This window comes from Saccharopolyspora antimicrobica (assembly GCF_003635025.1).
GTDB lineage: Bacteria > Actinomycetota > Actinomycetes > Mycobacteriales > Pseudonocardiaceae > Saccharopolyspora > Saccharopolyspora antimicrobica.
Window position 1 is genome coordinate 7,114,577 of record NZ_RBXX01000002.1, and the last position, 15,851, is coordinate 7,130,427.

Genomic DNA, 15,851 nt, shown 5'->3' on the forward strand with positions numbered 1-15,851 from the left:
GGGCCTATCGGAATTTGTGGAAGTTGTGTAAGCCCGATCCGTTCACGCAGGGCATCCCACCAGTGCTGATGGTGTCACCGTCCGAGCGCCGTGATGTCCGCTGCCGCTGAAGCCGACCGCGCCCCGGGATGGTTGACGACCGGAGACCACCCGGATGGGTAGACTCCGTTCGGCGCATCCGCAGGCCGCCGGACCCCGTGTCCAGGCGGCTGAACAGCGAGGAGTTTTCTGCCATGGGTTCGCTCAGCATCTGGCACTGGCTGGTGGTGCTCGCCGTGGTCGTCCTGTTGTTCGGCTCGGCGAAGCTGCCCCAGCTGGCCCGCTCGGTCGGCCAGTCCGCCCGCGTCCTCAAGGCCGAGGCGCGCGGCATGAAGGCCGACGAGGAAGCGGCCAAGCAGCCCGGTGACAAGCCGCACCAGGACTGACCTCGCGAACAAGAGCTCCCCCGCCGACCGGGTCGGCAGGGGAGCTCTTCGGCGTGCGGGTCAGGCCCGCGCCAGGCTCGCCCCCAGCTGGTCGGCGAGCTTGTTCATGATCTTCGCGTAGCTGGCGTAGCTCATCGGCGCGACCGCGTCCCACTCGACGAAGCGGTCCGCGGCGGCGGCCGGGTGCGCGGCGAAGACCGGGTTCTGCTTCATCTGCTCCGGCTTCATCGACGCCGGCCGGGCGTCCCACAGCAGCACGTCGCCGGGGTAGGCGTTGGCCTTCTCCCAGGACAACCGCTCGAAGTAGCCACCGCCGGCGACGTCCGGGTTGTTCGGCGTGGTGATCGGCAGACCCAGTTCCTTGACGTAGAAGTCCAGATCGGGATTGCGCGCGGGCACCACCACGAAGTACTCCTCCTTGGTGCCGCCCACGGCCAGGATCGACTTGCCCTCGCCGCGCATCTTCGCCCCGATGTCGCGCAGCCGCTGGGCGGCGGCGTGGAAGGCCTCCTCGTCGGCCTTGACCTTCGCCGAGTCGACGTCGGCACCCAGCGCGCGGGCCAGTTCCTTGTACTTGCCGATCGCTTCGGGCAGCGCGATGCCGGACTGCTGCACGCCGACCGTCGGCACGATCCGCTTGACCGCCTCCTCCTGGTCCTCCACCAGGTGCCAGAGACCCGGGAACTCCGCGTACTTGCCGCTGACCAGCAGGTCTGGCTGCAACGAGGTCAGGCGCTCCAGGTTCACCTCGCCGTAGCCGGGGCCGGTGACGTCGGTGACCTGGGCCGGGTCGATGCTGCCCGCCTCCGGTTCGGTCGAACCGTCATCGCGCACCAGCGGGCCGAAGGTGCCCGCGATCGACACGCCGAAGTCCTTGAGCGCGCCGGCCGCCGAGACCTGCGCGACGATCCGCTCCGGGCGGTGCTCGGCGTTTACCACGACACCGCGGTCGTCGGTGTAGGACCAGCTCCCCTCCCCCTGGCCTTCCGGCGCGGGTGAACCGCACCCCGCCAACACGCCGACGGCCAATAACGACGCGGCTGCGGCTCGGATCTTGTGACGCACACCAACCTCCCCATTTCTGTAAGGCTAGGCTAACCTAGCAGCTGATCTCGGGAGGTTTTCGGATGGCAGGTACGCAGACCGTCCAGCACCGGCCGGACTACCGGCTGTTCCCGGTCGAGGTGGCGCGGGTCCAGCGGCTCGGGCCCAGCTTCGTCCGGGTCACCTTCAGCGCCGGGTGCCTGCGCGGCTTCGGCGCCGGTGGCGACGACCAGCGGATCAAGCTGGTGCTGCCGCAGCCCGGCCGCACCCTCGCGGACTTCCCGGACGGCCCGGACTGGTACCAGCAGTGGCTGGCGCAGCCCGACGAGATCCGCCCCACGCTGCGCACCTACACCGTCCGCGCGTTCCGCCCGGACACCGCCGAGCTCGACGTCGACTTCGTGCTGCACGGCAGCGCCGAGGGCCACGGCGGGCCCGCCTCCAACTGGGCCTCCACCGCCCGCCCCGGTCAGCAGATCGGGCTGCTCGGCCCCGACCGCCCCGGCCGCGGGCGTCCGTGGGGCTGCGAGTGGGCGCCCCCGGAATCGGCCAGCCACCTCGTGCTGGCCGGTGACGAGACGGCCGTGCCCGCCGTCGCCTCCATCGTCGAGAGCCTGCCGCCGTGCGCTCGCGGTGTGGTCTGCCTCGAGGTGCCCGAAGAGCTCGACCGCCAAGACTGGCAGGTGCCCGCAGGGGTCGAGGTGCGGTGGTTCTCCCGCTGCGCGGGCGCGCCGCACGGCAAGCTGCTGGAAGAAGGCGTCGCCGCCGCGCTCGCCGAGCTGCACCCGCGATCGGCCTCCGGCACAGCCCAGCTCGACGACATCGACGTGGACACCGAGCCGCTGTGGGAGGTGCCGACCGAGAACACCTCGCCGAGCCGCCTCTACGGCTGGCTGGCCGGCGAGGCAGGCGTGATCAAGCGGCTGCGCCGCATGCTGGTCAGCGATTACGGCGTCCCGAAGCACTCCGTGGCGTTCATGGGCTACTGGCGCGAAGGCCGCAGCTGACCCACTACTGTCGGTGCTCCCCCGTACTGTTCCAGTGACTCCGCCGGCATCTGCGCCGGTGGCATCCTGAAGTCGCAACAGGAGCAGCCGAAAGGGGGATCTCTTGGGCGCCACGATGGTCCTCGAAGATTTCGCCACCGCGACCGACCCGTACCGGCGGGAGCTGCTGGCGCACTGCTACCGGATGCTCGGCTCGCTGCACGACGCGGAAGACCTGGTGCAGGAGACCTACCTGCGCGCCTGGCGGGCCTACGACCGGTTCGAAGGACGCAGCTCGCTGCGCACCTGGCTGTACAAGATCGCCACGACCGCCTGCCTCACCGCGCTGGAGAACCGCAAGCGCCGCCCGCTGCCGACCGGCCTCGGCGGGCCCAGCGAGATGCCCGGCGACGAGCTGGTCGAGCGGCCCGAGATCCCGTGGCTGGAGCCGATCCCGGACTCGGCCCTGGTGGACGACCCGACCGATCCGGCCTCGGTCGTCAGCGCCCGGGAGACCACCAGGCTGGCCTTCGTCGCCGCTCTCCAGCACCTGCCCGCCCGGCAGCGCGCGGTGCTGGTCCTGCGCGAGGTGTTCAGGTGGAAGGCCGCCGAGGTCGCCGAAGTGCTCGGCACCAGCACGGCAGCGGTCAACAGCATCCTGCAGCGCGCCCGCGCGCAGCTCGCCGAGGTCAGACCCTCGCAGGACGACCGGCCCGCCCCGCTGAGCACCACACAGCAGCAGCTGCTGGAGCGCTACGTCGCCGCGTTCGAGGCCAAGGACATCACCGCCATCGTGCAGCTGTTCACCGCCGAAGCGATCTGGGAGATGCCGCCGTTCACCACCTGGGTGCGCGGCCCGGAGCAGATCGGCCGGCTGATCGAGCTCAACTGCCCGGCGGGGCCGGACGACATGCGGCTGCTGGCCACCCGGGCCAACGGCCAGGCCGCGTTCGGGGTCTACCTGCGCGGGGCCGACGGGGTCTTCCGGCCGTTCCAGCTGCAGGTGCTGGAGTTGGAGGACAACGCCGTCGGACACGCGGTGGCCTTCTTCGACCTCAGCCTCTTCCCCGCCTTCGGCCTGCCCGCCACCTACCCGGAACCGCGCGGCTAGCCGAGCGGGTGCGCGGCCAGGAACCCGAGCACCGCGCCCGAGGCCTCCGCGCGCTTCTCCTCGAAGTAGGCGTGCCGGGCCCCGGCCAGGTAGTGCACTTCGGCGCCGGGGATGCGGTCGGCGAGGATCGCCGCGTTGTCCACCGGGCTGAACACGTCGTCGGTGCCGTGCAGCACCAGCGTCGGTGCGGTGATCTGGTCGAGCACCGCCCAGCTGTCGTGGTGGTTGCTGGCGCGCAGGTGCGCGCGGCGGGCGTGACCGGGCATCGGGCCGCCCAGGGTGACGTACGGGCCGGGGTGCTCGCGCACCCATTCCGGGCTGTACATCAGGTCGATCAGGACATCGCGGGCGGCTTGCGCCGACGGCTGCGCCAGCGCGCGGGTGATCTCCGCAGCGGGGCGCAGGCCGTGCACGCCGCCGACGGAGGTGCAGCCCAGGACCAGTGCGCCGATGTGGTCGGCGTAGTCGATGGCCAGCCACTGGGCGACCTTGCCGCCCATGGAAGTGCCGTACACGTGCGCGCGGGCGATGCCGAGCTCGTCGAGGACGCAGATCACGTCGGTGGCGAAGCGGCGGACGCTGTACTCGGCGTCGGCGGGTTTGCCGCTCTGCCCGGTGCCCAGGTAGTCCAGCAGGACCACCTGGTGGTCCGCCTCGAAGTCGGCACGCACGTTGTCCCACCAGTGGTGGGTGTTGGCCTGCCCGCTGAGCAGCACCAGCGGTTCCCCGCTGCCGTGCGTTTCGTAGTAGATCTCGGCTTGGTCAGCGCTTTTCACGAACGGCACGCGCACCATCCTAATGCGCTGTGCTCGGCGGCCCGAGATGCTCTAATCCCGGTATGACGGGATCGGAGCCGATTCGCCTGACCCAGTACGCGCACGGCGGCGGGTGCGCGTGCAAGATCCCGCCCGGTGAGCTGGAAGCCGTGCTGGGCGGCCTGCCGACCACCGTTCCCCGGCCCGGCGCGCAGCTGCTGGTCGGCATGGACACCGGCGACGACGCGGCGGTCGTGCGCGCCGACGGCGGCCCCGGGATCGTGGCCACCACCGACTTCTTCACCCCCGTTGTCGATGATCCGCACGACTGGGGACGCATCGCGGCGGCCAACGCGATGTCCGATGTGTACGCGATGGGCGGCACCCCGATCGTCGCGGTGAACCTGCTCGGCTGGCCCCGCGAGATCCTGCCGTTCGAACTGGCCGCCGAGGTGCTGCGGGGCGGTGCCGAGGTCGCCGCGGCGGCCGGCTGCCACCTCGGCGGCGGGCACAGCATCGACGACCCGGAGCCCAAGTACGGCCTGGCGGTGACCGGGCTGGTCGATCCGGACCGCTTGCTGCGCAACGACACGGCCCGCCCCGGCCAGCCGCTCTCGTTGACCAAACCGCTGGGCATCGGCGTGCTCAACACGCGGCACAAGCGCACCGGGCAACGCTTTCCGCAAGCGATCGAAGCGATGACGACGCTCAACCGGGAGGCGGCGGCTGCGGCGCTGCGGGCGGGCGCGGTGTGCGCCACCGACGTCACCGGGTTCGGGCTGCTCGGCCACCTGTTCAAGATGATGCGCGCTTCGGGGACCTCCGCTGAGATCGACGTCGCCGCGGTGCCGTACCTCGACGGCGCGCGGGACGCAGTGCGCGCCGGTTTCGTCAGCGGCGGGACGCGGCGGAACCTGGACTGGGTGCGTCCGCACCTGGACGCGGGGCGGGCGGCGGAGGAGGACCAGCTGCTGCTCGCCGACGCGCAGACCTCGGGTGGGCTGCTGGTGGTGGGCGAGATTCCCGGTGCGCCGGTGATCGGCCGGGTGCTGCCCGCGTCCGGTGCCGTGCTCGCGCTGCGCTGAGCCGCTGCCCACATCGTGGGCACCGCAGCGGTTTCGTTGACGTTGCGGCGATTCCGGTTCTAGCGTTCACGGTATGGCGCATCCGGTGCAGCTGGTCACCAGGGACCACGTGGACCTCCTCCGGATCATCTCCGCCGCCTGTCCGCGGCGCTGACCGCGCGCACCTCATTTTCTCTTTCCACTGTGGACGAATGACGTCCGCGGTGGCCCACGCCCGCAGGAAGGACGACCTGCAGATGGCACCACCCGAACTGCACCTCGCGGTAGCTCTCGACGGAGCCGGCTGGCACCCGGCAGCCTGGCGGCGGCCGCAAGCCCGGCCCGCCGAGCTGTTCAGCGCCCGGTACTGGGTCGATCTCGCGCTGGAAGCCGAGCGCGGACTGCTCGACCTCATCACCTTCGAAGACGCCCTGGGCCCGCAGTCCAGCCGCGACGACGGGCCCGACGACCGCACCGACCAGGTGCGCGGACGGCTCGACGCGGGCCTGATCGCCGCGCGCGTGGCGCCGCGGACCCAGCGCATCGGCCTCGTGCCCGGCGTCGTGATCACCCACACCGAGCCGTTCCACATCTCCAAAGCCGTCGCCAGCCTCGACTACATCAGCAACGGACGAGCGGGGTGGCAGCCGAAGGTGTCCGGGCTGCGCAGCGAGGCAGCGCACTTCGGCCGCCGCGAAGTGCACACCGCCGAGCTGTTCGACGAGGCCGCCGACCACGTCGAAGTGGTGCGCAGGCTGTGGGACAGCTGGGAGGACGACGCGGAGATCCGCGACGTGGCGACCGGCCGGTTCATCGACCGCGCCAAGCTGCACTACATCGACTTCGCCGGGAAGTGGTTCGACGTCAAGGGGCCGTCCATCACTCCCCGACCACCGCAGGGACAGCCGCTGGTCACCGCGCTGGCCACCGATTCGGCCGGGCACCGCTTCGCCGCGCGTGCCGCCGACGTCGTGTTCACCACGCCCCACGACGTCGAGCAGGCACGGCTCGTCGAATCCCGCATCCGCGCCGAGCAGGCCGAAGCCGGTCGCGAGCAGGACCGGCTGCACGTCTTCGGCGACATCGCGGTGTTCCTCGGCGCGGACGCGGCTGATCGGAAAGCGGGGCTGGACGAGCTCGACGGCGCGGAGTACACATCGGACGCTCCGGTCTTCACCGGCACCGCAGCCGAGCTCGCCGACCGGTTGCAGGCCTGGTCGGCGGCAGGGCTCACCGGGTTCCGGTTGCGGCCGGGCGCGATCCCGGAGGACCTGACCGCGATCACCCGCGAACTCGTGCCGGAGCTGCAGCGGCGCGGGCTCTTCCGCACCTCCTACGACACCGGTTCGCTGCGCGGGCGGCTCGGACTGCCCCGCCCCGCCAGCCGGTACGCCACGACATCCGGAGGACGTCCGTGAGCAAGCAGATCCACCTCGCCGCCCACTTCCCCGGGGTCAACAACACCACGGTGTGGAGCGATCCGCGATCGTTGAGCCAGATCGAGTTCTCCTCGTTCGAGCACCTCGCCCGCACCGCCGAGCGCGCCAAGTTCGACTTCCTGTTCCTGGCCGAGGGGTTGCGGCTGCGCGAGCAGGGCGGCGAGATCTACGACCTGGACGTGGTGGGCCGGCCGGACACCTTCACCGTGCTGGCCGGGCTCGCCGCGGTCACCGAGCACCTCGGGCTGGCAGGCACCATCAACTCGACGTTCAACGAGCCCTACGAGGTGGCGCGGCAGTTCGCCAGCCTCGACCACCTCTCCGGCGGCCGGGCCGCCTGGAACGTGGTGACCTCCTGGGACGCGTTCACCGGGGAGAACTTCCGGCGCGGCGGCTTCCTGCCCGAGGACCAGCGCTACGAGCGCGCCGAGCGGTTCCTGCGCACCGCGTGGGAGCTGTTCGACTCCTGGCGCGGTGACGAGATCGTCGCCGACAAGGAGGCCGGCGTCTTCCTCACCGATCCGCTCGCCGGATCGTTCGCGCACCGGGACGCGCACTTCGACATCGCAGGCCGGTTCAACGTGCCGCGCAGCCCGCAGGGCAGGCCGGTGATCTTCCAGGCCGGGGATTCCGACGCCGGGCGGGAGTTCGCCGCCTCCGCCGCCGATGCCATCTTCACCGGGCACGGAACCCTCCAGGCGGGCAAGGACTTCTACGCCGACGTCAAGCGCAGGCTGCCGGGGCACGGCCGGTCGCGCGAGGAACTGCTGGTGTTCCCGGCGACGACGGTGGTGCTCGGCGACACCGACGCGGAAGCCCACGAGCACGCCGCGCACATCCGCCGGCAGCAGGTCAGCGGGCAGACCGCGATCCGGTTCCTGGAGCAGCTCTGGAACCGCGATCTCAGCGCGCTGGATCCCGACGGCCCGCTGCCGGACTTCGACCCGGAGCCGGGCGAGAACACCATCGCGAAGGGCCGCGCCAGCGTGCGCAGGCACCGCGATCCGGTCGCCACCGCACGTCAGTGGCGCGAGCTGGCCGAGGCCAAGCAGCTGTCCATCCGCGAGCTGATCATCGAGGTGACCGCCCGCCAGTCGTTCATCGGCACCGCCTCGCGCGTGGCGGCGGAGATGAACAGGTTCGTGCAGGAGGACGCCTGCGACGGTTTCATCCTCGTCCCGCACCTCACCCCGGGCGGCCTCGACGAGTTCGCGGACGCGGTGGTGCCGCTGCTTCAGGAACGCGGCGTGTACCGCACGGAGTACCCGGGCGGGACGTTGCGCGACAACCTCGGTCTCCCACCGCTGCGGAATCCGCGGCGCAGTAACAGGAACGCCTCATGAGCCGGTCCGATCGGAGGTCGCACTGATGCCCGTCCCGCTCTCGATCCTCGACCTCGCACCGATCTCCTCCGGGAGCGGCGCCGCGGATGCACTGCACAACACCATCGACCTCGCCCGCCGCGCCGAACAGCTCGGCTACCAGCGGTACTGGGTCGCCGAGCACCACCTCACCCCGGGCGTGGCCTCGTCCGCACCAGCGGTGCTGATCGCGCTGATCGCCGGGGCGACCGGCCGGATCCGGGTCGGCTCGGCGGCGGTGCTGCTGGGCCAGCACTCGCCGCTGGTGGTCGCCGAGCAGTTCGGCACCATCGCCCAGCTGCACCCGGACCGGGTGGACCTCGGCCTCGGCCGGTCCGCGCCGAACCGCTCGGGAGACCTGGCGCGCCGCTTCGCCGAGGGCACCGACGCACCCTCGCAGGTCGTGGACGGGCTGCTGATCCCGTCGAAGCCGAAGGGCCTGGCCAAGTCCGAGCGGCTGCTGTCGCGCATCGCCGAGCAGCAGCGGCTGGTCGGAAGCCCGGCGGAGGCGCTGGACTACCGGACGCAGGTCGGCCAGATCCTGCAGTACCTCACCGGTGGTTTCCGCGACAGCGCGGGCGAACCGCTGCACGCCAATCCCGCGGAAGGCGCGGACCTGGACGTGTGGGTCCTCGGTTCCAGCGCCGGGGAGAGCTCGGCGACCGCCGGAGCGCTGGGACTGCCGTTCGCGGCGAACTACCACGTCAGCCCGTCGACGGTGCTGGAATCGGTGGCGGCGTACCGGCGCGACTTCATCGCGTCGACCAGGCTGAAGCGACCGTACGTGGTGGTCTCGGCGGACGTGGTGGTCGCCGATTCCGGGGAGGCCGCCCGCGAATTGGCCGCGCCCTACGCGCCGTGGGTGCACAGCATCCGCGCCGGGGCGGGCGCGATCCCGTTCCCCAGCCCGGCGGAGGCCGCCGCGTTCCAGTGGAGCGACCAGCAGCGTGAACTGGTCGCCGACCGGGTGGACACGCAGTTCGTGGGCACTCCGGACGTCGTGGTGCGCGGCCTGGAGACCCTGCGCGAGGCCACCGGCGCGGACGAGCTGGTGATCACCACGATCACCCACGACCACACCGATCGGGTGCGCTCCTACGAGCTGCTGGCCAAGGCGTGGCAGGCGGCCTAGCCGCGGCCGATGAACGGCATCGCGGTGGCGGTGATCGTCAGGAACTGGACGTTCGCCGACAGCGGTAGCCCGGCCATGTAGAGCACCGCTTCGGCGACGTGCCGGGCGTCGAAGGTCGGTTCCGGGCGGATCGTGCCGTCCGCCTGGGCCGCACCGGTGGCGATCCCGGAGGTCATCTCGGTGGCGGCGTTGCCGATGTCGATCTGCCCGCAGGCGATGTCGTACGCGCGGCCGTCCAGCGAGATCGACTTGGTCAGCCCGGTGATCGCGTGCTTGGTCGCGGTGTAGGCGACGCTGCGCGGCCGCGGGCTGTGGGCGGAGATCGAGCCGTTGTTGATGATCCGCCCGCCGCGCGGCTGCTGCTCCTGCATGATGCGGAAGGCGTGCTGGGCGCAGAGGAACGAACCGGTCAGGTTGACCTGCACGACGTCCTGCCAGTCGGCGCTGGAAAGCTCACCGACGGATCCGGCGGCACCGAAGGTGCCCGCGTTGTTGACCAGCAGGTCCACCCGGCCCCACTCGTCGCGCACGCCGTCGAACAGCGCGGCGACCGAGTCGGGATCACCGACGTCGGTGGGCACTGCCAGGGCCGCCGCGGAGCCCTGCGCGGTCTCCTGCAGCGGTTCGAGGCGCCGTCCGGCCAAGGCCACCCGGTACCCGGCGTCGAGCAGCGCCCGCGCGATCTCCCGGCCCACGCCGGAGCCCGCACCGGTCACCACCGCTACTCGCATCTCGCTCATCTGCCCTCCCGGTCGTGGATGTCGGCGGCCCGCTCATTGATACCCGAGCGGGCCGCCGACCCACCGGTCAGGCCCCGGCTTCGCGCAGCAGGATGTCGACTGCCGCGTCGTTGCGCTGGGTCTCCCGCTCGATCACCTCGTCGGGCGGGTAGAAGCCGTCGATGCCGCCGCTGGAGGGGTACATCTCGAAGGTGAAGGACAGGATCTTGTGCTTGCCCCACATCCAGTCGTTGACGCTGCCGTCGGTGACGTAGAGGTCGCTGGACTGCTGCGGGGTGTAGCCGTTGGTGCGGGCCATCTCGGTGCCGATCCGGGCGAACCGGTCGTACTCCGCCCTGGTCATGCCCTCGGCCACGTCGTTGTAGGTGTAGCCGTAGGGCCACAGGACCAGTTCCGAGAAGGTGTGGAAGTCGATGTGCGCCTTGATCTGCTGCGCACCGCCGACCACGCGGGAGTCGACGAACCGAGCCAGCGCGCTGGGCTCCGGTGCCGAGAACGGCGCGGTGCCGCGGTAGGTGTCGGAAGTCGGGTTGCCGCTGGAACCGCCGCAGCAGCCCCACTTGTAGCCCCAGTTGCGGTTGGTGTCGGTGCCGCTGCCCTGCCGGTTCTTCCGCCAGCCCTGGTACCGGCCGGAAGCGACGTCGTAGATCGAGCCGTCCGGGTTGGAGACCGGCACGATCCAGATCTCGCGGCTGTCGACGACCTCCTTGATGGCCGGGTCGGTCGCGTAGCCGTCGGTGAACCGGTTGATGATGCGCAGGCACATCTCGGTGGTCAGGTGCTCCCGCGCGTGCTGGTTGCAGCTGAACAGCACCTCCGGCTCGGCCTCGTCCGCCGCGACGTTCCCGCTGATCTTCAGGATCGGGATGTCGCGGCCTTCGAAGGACTTGCCGACGCTGGACTTCGCGGCGATGTCACCGTGGTCGGCGACGGCCTTGTCGAGGACCTGGTTGACCTCGGCGAAGTCGTGGTACCCCTGGTCATTCGGCGGGAAGGCGGTCGTGCCCGGGCCGGCCTCCCGGTCGAGGTTGAGCTTCTGGAGAGCGCTGACGACGTCCTGCTGCGCCTGCAGCACGAACCCGTCGGCGCGCAGCCGCTCGGCCTGCTCCGGGGTGGCCTCGACGGTCGCCGTGTTCCCGGTGACGGACAGGACCTGCGCGCCACTGCTGTTGATCGCGGTCCTGCTGCGGCTGTCGGTGTCCGGCACGGTGTAGACCGCAGTGCCGCGCGCAGCGGTGACCGGAGCAGCCGCCGGATCATCGGTCGCGGCCGAAACACCGGCTTGGGCGACGGGCAGCAGGAGGCAAGCAGCGGCCGCAATCGTCACTGCGGTGCGCCGTGAACTGAACATCGGAACTCCGATCGATCAGCGGTCGTGGGAGTTCCGAATCTGGCGGACGACCACACCCGCCGCCACCAGCGAAAGTGGCATTTCGGCTGGTGCTGGTTCCCAGTTGGCCGGGGTAAAACGGGAACGTGCCGGGGTTCGTCCGGGGGTATCACGGGGGTGTTCTTCGGTTTCCTGGGCGTGGGATCACGGGGTTTCGCGGTCGATGGCGGGTGGTCTGGGCGGAGCCTTTGATGGCTTGTGTCGTATTGCGGCTGGTTGGGGCTTTTTCTGTTGTGTTGTGGTGGGGGTCATCCCCGTGGTTTGGGGGATTGTGGGGGCTGTGATCCGGATGTCAAGCCCGGCCTGGCGGCCGCCCCTTCGGGGTTGGCAGGCTTGACATCCGGACCACAGCCCCGTTTTGGCTTTATGTCACGGGGATGACCCGGTATGGAACGGACCCCGCCATCTTGGACACCTTGCGGGGAGCGTGGTGGCCGAGTCCTCTGCCGGTTTAGTCGTGGGTTGCTCCGCCACCGGCAGGTCGTGTGCCGGGTCGCTGTGGTGTGCGGGCTGGCGGTTTGGGCTTCTGGGGTCTGGCTGTCGACCGACCGACCGGCCTTAGTCGTCGACGCAGCAGCGAAAACCAGTGCAGTCCTAACAGGACAGTAGCGAATTCACGTTTCTGTGCGGGCAAAGGCCACCGACACGCCGATCATTGACCTTCCAATATTTGCGGCTTCTGGTACCAGCTAAGGATTTTCGTGTTTTAGCCGTGTTGTGATCACCTGATTGTGCGACGGTTATTCGCTCGAAACCACGTTCGATTCTTGAGAGAATTGATGCATGACACCGCTGATGACCACCCAGGACGCGACGCCCGCCGCTGGCGCGGGTGCGGTCGTGTCCGCCTTGCCCGCGTGGGACATGCCCACGCCGGGCGGGTCGTGCCCGCCTGCGGTGACCTCCCTGACCGATGAGGAACTCGCGACCCGGATCGGTGAGGTGGAACGGCAGATTCGTCAGGCGCGGATGGAGCAGCTGCGGTTGATCGCCGAGGCCGACCGCCGCCGCCTGCACGCCGCTCGTGGTGTGCGCTCCACGCAGGTGTGGCTGAAGAACCTGCTCAACATCGACGGCCAGGACGCCACGAACCGTGTCCGTATCGCCACCGCCACCTTGCCGAACACCGGTGAGGACACCGACAACGCCGCTGGTGTCGCTGGGCCGGAGGTTGCGCTACCGGCGACCGGACAAGCACTCGGTGAGGGTGTGATCGGGCTGGAGCACGCGCGGGTGATCTCCCGCTGTGTGTCCCGGCTGCCTGAGCACGCCCAGCACCGTGCCGGTGAGGTGGAACGGTTGTTGGTGGAGAACGCCTGCCGTCAGTGCCCCCGTGATCTGGCCAAGCTGGCCGACCGGGTGCGCTACATGCTCGACGCCGACGGTGCCGTCGCGGACGAGCAGGCCCAGTTCGAATCCCGAGAACTGCACTACGCCACCGCCCGCGACGGAATGCTGGTCATCAAAGCCCGCCTGGACCGCGAGACCGGGGCGAAGTTCGTCACCGCCCTGCGCCCCCTGGCCGCGCCGCGCCCGGAAACCGACGGGGTCAAGGACCCCCGCACGGTCGGGCAACGCAACGCCGACGGCCTGGCCACCCTGCTCGACCTCGTGCTCGACACCGACGGAATGCCCCGCACCGGTGGGCAGAAGCCGCACCTGACCGTCACCATCGACTACACCGACCTGAAAAACCAGCTCCCCACCACCACCAACGGCGAGATCATCACCCCCGCTGGTGGGGCGGGGATGCTGGAAGGCACCGGCCAGTACCTCAGCCCGCACACCATCCGCAGGATCGCCTGCGACTGCGAGGTCCTGCCCATGGTCCTCGGCAGCGACAGCCTGCCTTTGGACGTGGGGGCATCGCAGCGGACCGCACCGACGCATATCCGTGCCGCGCTGCTGGCCCGCGACGGCGTCTGCGCCTTCCCCGAATGTGACCACCCGGCCGGAACGCCGCAGGCCCATCACATCGTGCACTGGGTCGACGGCGGCCCCACCAGCGCGGAGAACATGGTGATGCTGTGTGCCCATCACCACCGCACCATCCACAACCACCACTGGCACATCCAACTCGACCACGGCCACCCGGTATTCACACCACCGGCAAACGTGGACCCGGCACGCACACCCCGGTCTGGCGGGAAAGCCCAACCCGCCACACACCGCCACGCCCTCCGCCGCCTGAACACACCACCGGAGAGCGGGCCGCCAGAGGCTCCACCCTTGGCGAGAACCTGATCACCTCACCCGGCCCCCTGGGTGGGGCACCCCGCCCTGCCCACCTCCCGGCCAGCCGACAGTTCCGGAAGAACGACACGCCGCCAGGCGACCTCCACCCACCACCAACACCCGAACACCACGACACCCACACCACAAAACCCCGAAAGCCCAACCCAGCGAGGAAAGGGAACCCACCGATGACGAACCGACCCACCACCGCCCAGCCCACAACGGCCAGCACCACTGCTCTCCGCCGCAACCCCGCGATCAACGGCCAGCCCGCGCGGCACGGCAACCCCGCACACCACCTGCCGGTGACGGAGCAACCCACGACTAAACCGGCAGAGGCCCCGGCCACCCACACGCCGCGATCCGCCGTCAACAAACGGGGTCCGTTCCATACCGGGTCATCCCCGTGACATAAAGCCAAACAGGGGCTGTGGTCCGGATGTCAAGCCTGCCAACCCCGAAGGGGCGGCCGCCAGGCCGGGCTTGACATCCGGACCACAGCCCCCACAATCCCCAAACCACGGGGATGACCCCCACCACAACACAACAACACCCGTAGCACGCACCTTGAAAACACAAGAGCGGAAACCAAAACCGACCACGGCAACCGGACTACCCGACCAACGCATTCGACGTCACGTAGCACAAGAGCGACGCCCGACCGAGAACGCCAACTTGGCAAGCAATCATCGGGTCGAGATGACCACGCCGAACGCTCAGAAGTCGCCACCGGATCGAGCAGCGGTAACGGCCCGGTGCAACGTCTCCGGCGTACCAAAGCCACCTGCCTTGGTGATCACGTAACCAGGCTGAGGCTCAGTACGCGCCAGCACCACACCAGGTTCGAGTTCGTTCAGCAAACGCAAACCGGTGACGCCTCGGCGGCTCAGCACGGCGCGCGCGGTCTCGCCACCGGTGAGGACGAGCAGTGCCGCTCCACTGGTCGCGGGAGCGCACACCTCGGCGAGAGCGGTGTTCAGCCTACGGGCAACGGTGACGTCGACCGGGCCGTCCAAGGTGACCACTACGTCGCCCGTCTTGAGTGCGTCACGAACCTGATCGGACATTCGCGCGAGAGCTGCGGCGTTGGCATCGAGGAGGTTGCGCACCGATAACCGGCGGATGTGCGGGAAGTGCTCGCCCAAGAACTCGGCCTGCTCTCGGGAGACCCCGTTGGCACTGCCGACCACGGCGAGCGCGTTCCCGTTCACCGGCGGTGGCGGATCCACTTCGCGTCCCGGTCGCAACTGCTCGGCCAACGCGTCGGCCAAGCCTGCCGAGCCCACCCAGCAGGGTTGGTTCGGTGCCGCCATCCCCGCCGTGACCACCGCTCGGAGGTCGCTTTCCGACACCGCGTCGCAGACGACCACATCGACCTCGGCCAGCAGTTCGGCCAGGCGGGTTCGCAGGGCTGCCGCGTTCCCCCGGATCGAGGCCAGCGCCACGTGCTTCACCGCGAGCGGTTTGAGCGTCGAGGCGATGTCGGTCGGCGGCTCGGTCTGCTCCGCAGCCCACGCCTCGGTGTGGTGCAAGGGAATTCCGTTGATGTGAACCACACCACCGAGGACCGTTCGCCCGGTCGCCGGCGAGGCCGGGCAGAGCAGCACGCCCGCGCCATCGGCATGGGCCACGATCGCACCGATCTCCGCCGCCAGGTTGCCGCGCAAGGTCGAGTCGATCTTCTTGAACACCACTCGTCCCTCGGCGTGACCGCGCAGGGCCGCGGCCACCCGCTCCGCCGCGCGCTCCGGAGTCGCGTGCCTGCTGTCCGTGTCCGCGACGAACACCTCGGCGTCCCCGGTGTCGTCCAGAGCAAGCAACGTGCGCATTTCGCGCAACGCGAAGGGAACACCCGAGTCACCTGCGCCACTGAGGTCGTCCGCCACAACCAGCACTCGCGATCCCATGGTCACCTGCTTTTCTGTTCGCCACAGCGCAATTCGGCCATCCGCCACTACCCCGCCGCGGCGCCTCGATCACCATAGACAAGGCTGCGCGATCCGCGCAATGCTGCGCATTCCAGCGTTCGGAACACGCAACGGAGTCAGGGGCGACCAGCACGCCCGAGCGGCTGCGGTATGGTCTTGAATTCGGCAGCGGACTTTCCACGCGGCACCTGCTCCCGCTGCCCAGTTCGAGGTTCCGCTGAGCCTCCGGCCGCGATCGCCA

At 69.9% G+C, this 15,851-nt stretch carries 13 protein-coding genes; 8 read left to right on the forward strand and 5 right to left on the reverse strand.

Annotation, left to right across the window (positions count from 1 at the left end; genetic code table 11):
• Positions 1-233 precede the first annotated feature (233 nt).
• Entirely contained in the window at positions 234-425 is a 192-nt protein-coding gene (tatA, locus tag ATL45_RS33700; RefSeq protein WP_093145718.1) for a Sec-independent protein translocase subunit TatA, read from the forward strand.
• A 60-nt stretch (positions 426-485) separates the two neighbouring features.
• On the opposite strand, the gene ATL45_RS33705 is transcribed toward tatA, so the two are convergent.
• Complete coding sequence (locus ATL45_RS33705) at positions 486-1,490, reverse strand: ABC transporter substrate-binding protein (RefSeq protein ID WP_093145717.1); 1,005 nt, start codon at positions 1,488-1,490, stop codon at positions 486-488.
• A gap of 62 nt (positions 1,491-1,552) precedes the next feature.
• On the opposite strand from ATL45_RS33705, the gene ATL45_RS33710 reads away from it, so the two are divergent.
• The gene (locus tag ATL45_RS33710) at positions 1,553-2,476 is read left to right on the forward strand and encodes a siderophore-interacting protein (protein WP_093145716.1); all 924 of its coding nucleotides are present in this window, start codon (positions 1,553-1,555) and stop codon (positions 2,474-2,476) included.
• Positions 2,477-2,579: 103 nt separating this feature from the next.
• A complete protein-coding gene (locus ATL45_RS33715) occupies positions 2,580-3,566 on the forward strand; it encodes a sigma-70 family RNA polymerase sigma factor (protein ID WP_439332474.1) in 987 nt (328 codons plus the stop codon).
• Here ATL45_RS33715 and ATL45_RS33720 read toward each other — a convergent pair.
• Positions 3,563-4,351, reverse strand: a complete 789-nt coding sequence (locus tag ATL45_RS33720; protein ID WP_093145714.1) for an alpha/beta fold hydrolase — start codon at positions 4,349-4,351, stop codon at positions 3,563-3,565. The two genes, ATL45_RS33715 and ATL45_RS33720, sit on opposite strands and share 4 nt — an antisense overlap.
• Positions 4,352-4,404: 53 nt before the next feature.
• Between ATL45_RS33720 and selD the strand changes: the two genes are divergently transcribed.
• From selD to ATL45_RS33740, 4 genes are all read left to right on the forward strand, one after another.
• Positions 4,405-5,406: a selenide, water dikinase SelD gene (gene selD, locus ATL45_RS33725; protein ID WP_093145713.1), complete on the forward strand. Its 1,002-nt coding sequence runs from the start codon at positions 4,405-4,407 to the stop codon at positions 5,404-5,406.
• A 236-nt stretch (positions 5,407-5,642) separates the two neighbouring features.
• The gene (locus ATL45_RS33730; RefSeq protein WP_093147145.1) at positions 5,643-6,803 is read left to right on the forward strand and encodes an LLM class flavin-dependent oxidoreductase; all 1,161 of its coding nucleotides are present in this window, start codon (positions 5,643-5,645) and stop codon (positions 6,801-6,803) included.
• Positions 6,800-8,167, forward strand: coding sequence for an NtaA/DmoA family FMN-dependent monooxygenase (locus ATL45_RS33735; protein ID WP_093145712.1), 1,368 nt, complete (start codon positions 6,800-6,802; stop codon positions 8,165-8,167). The genes ATL45_RS33730 and ATL45_RS33735 overlap by 4 nt, the downstream gene beginning before the upstream one ends.
• Positions 8,168-8,192: 25 nt before the next feature.
• Positions 8,193-9,317: an MsnO8 family LLM class oxidoreductase gene (locus ATL45_RS33740; RefSeq protein ID WP_093145711.1), complete on the forward strand. Its 1,125-nt coding sequence runs from the start codon at positions 8,193-8,195 to the stop codon at positions 9,315-9,317.
• Here the strand turns inward: ATL45_RS33740 and ATL45_RS33745 are convergent.
• Positions 9,314-10,057 (reverse strand): SDR family oxidoreductase, encoded by a 744-nt coding sequence (locus ATL45_RS33745; RefSeq protein WP_093145710.1) that lies wholly within the window; start codon positions 10,055-10,057, stop codon positions 9,314-9,316. The two genes, ATL45_RS33740 and ATL45_RS33745, sit on opposite strands and share 4 nt — an antisense overlap.
• Before the next feature lie 67 nt (positions 10,058-10,124).
• Entirely contained in the window at positions 10,125-11,408 is a 1,284-nt protein-coding gene (locus tag ATL45_RS33750) for a M14 family metallopeptidase (protein ID WP_093145709.1), read from the reverse strand.
• Positions 11,409-12,230: 822 nt separating this feature from the next.
• Between ATL45_RS33750 and ATL45_RS33755 the strand changes: the two genes are divergently transcribed.
• Positions 12,231-13,691 carry an HNH endonuclease signature motif containing protein gene (locus tag ATL45_RS33755; RefSeq protein ID WP_246025700.1) on the forward strand — a complete coding sequence of 487 codons (1,461 nt, stop codon included), beginning with the start codon at positions 12,231-12,233 and terminating at the stop codon, positions 13,689-13,691.
• 707 nt (positions 13,692-14,398) lie between these two features.
• Here the strand turns inward: ATL45_RS33755 and ATL45_RS33760 are convergent.
• Positions 14,399-15,637, reverse strand: coding sequence for a four-carbon acid sugar kinase family protein (locus ATL45_RS33760; protein WP_143121812.1), 1,239 nt, complete (start codon positions 15,635-15,637; stop codon positions 14,399-14,401).
• Positions 15,638-15,851 lie beyond the last annotated feature (214 nt).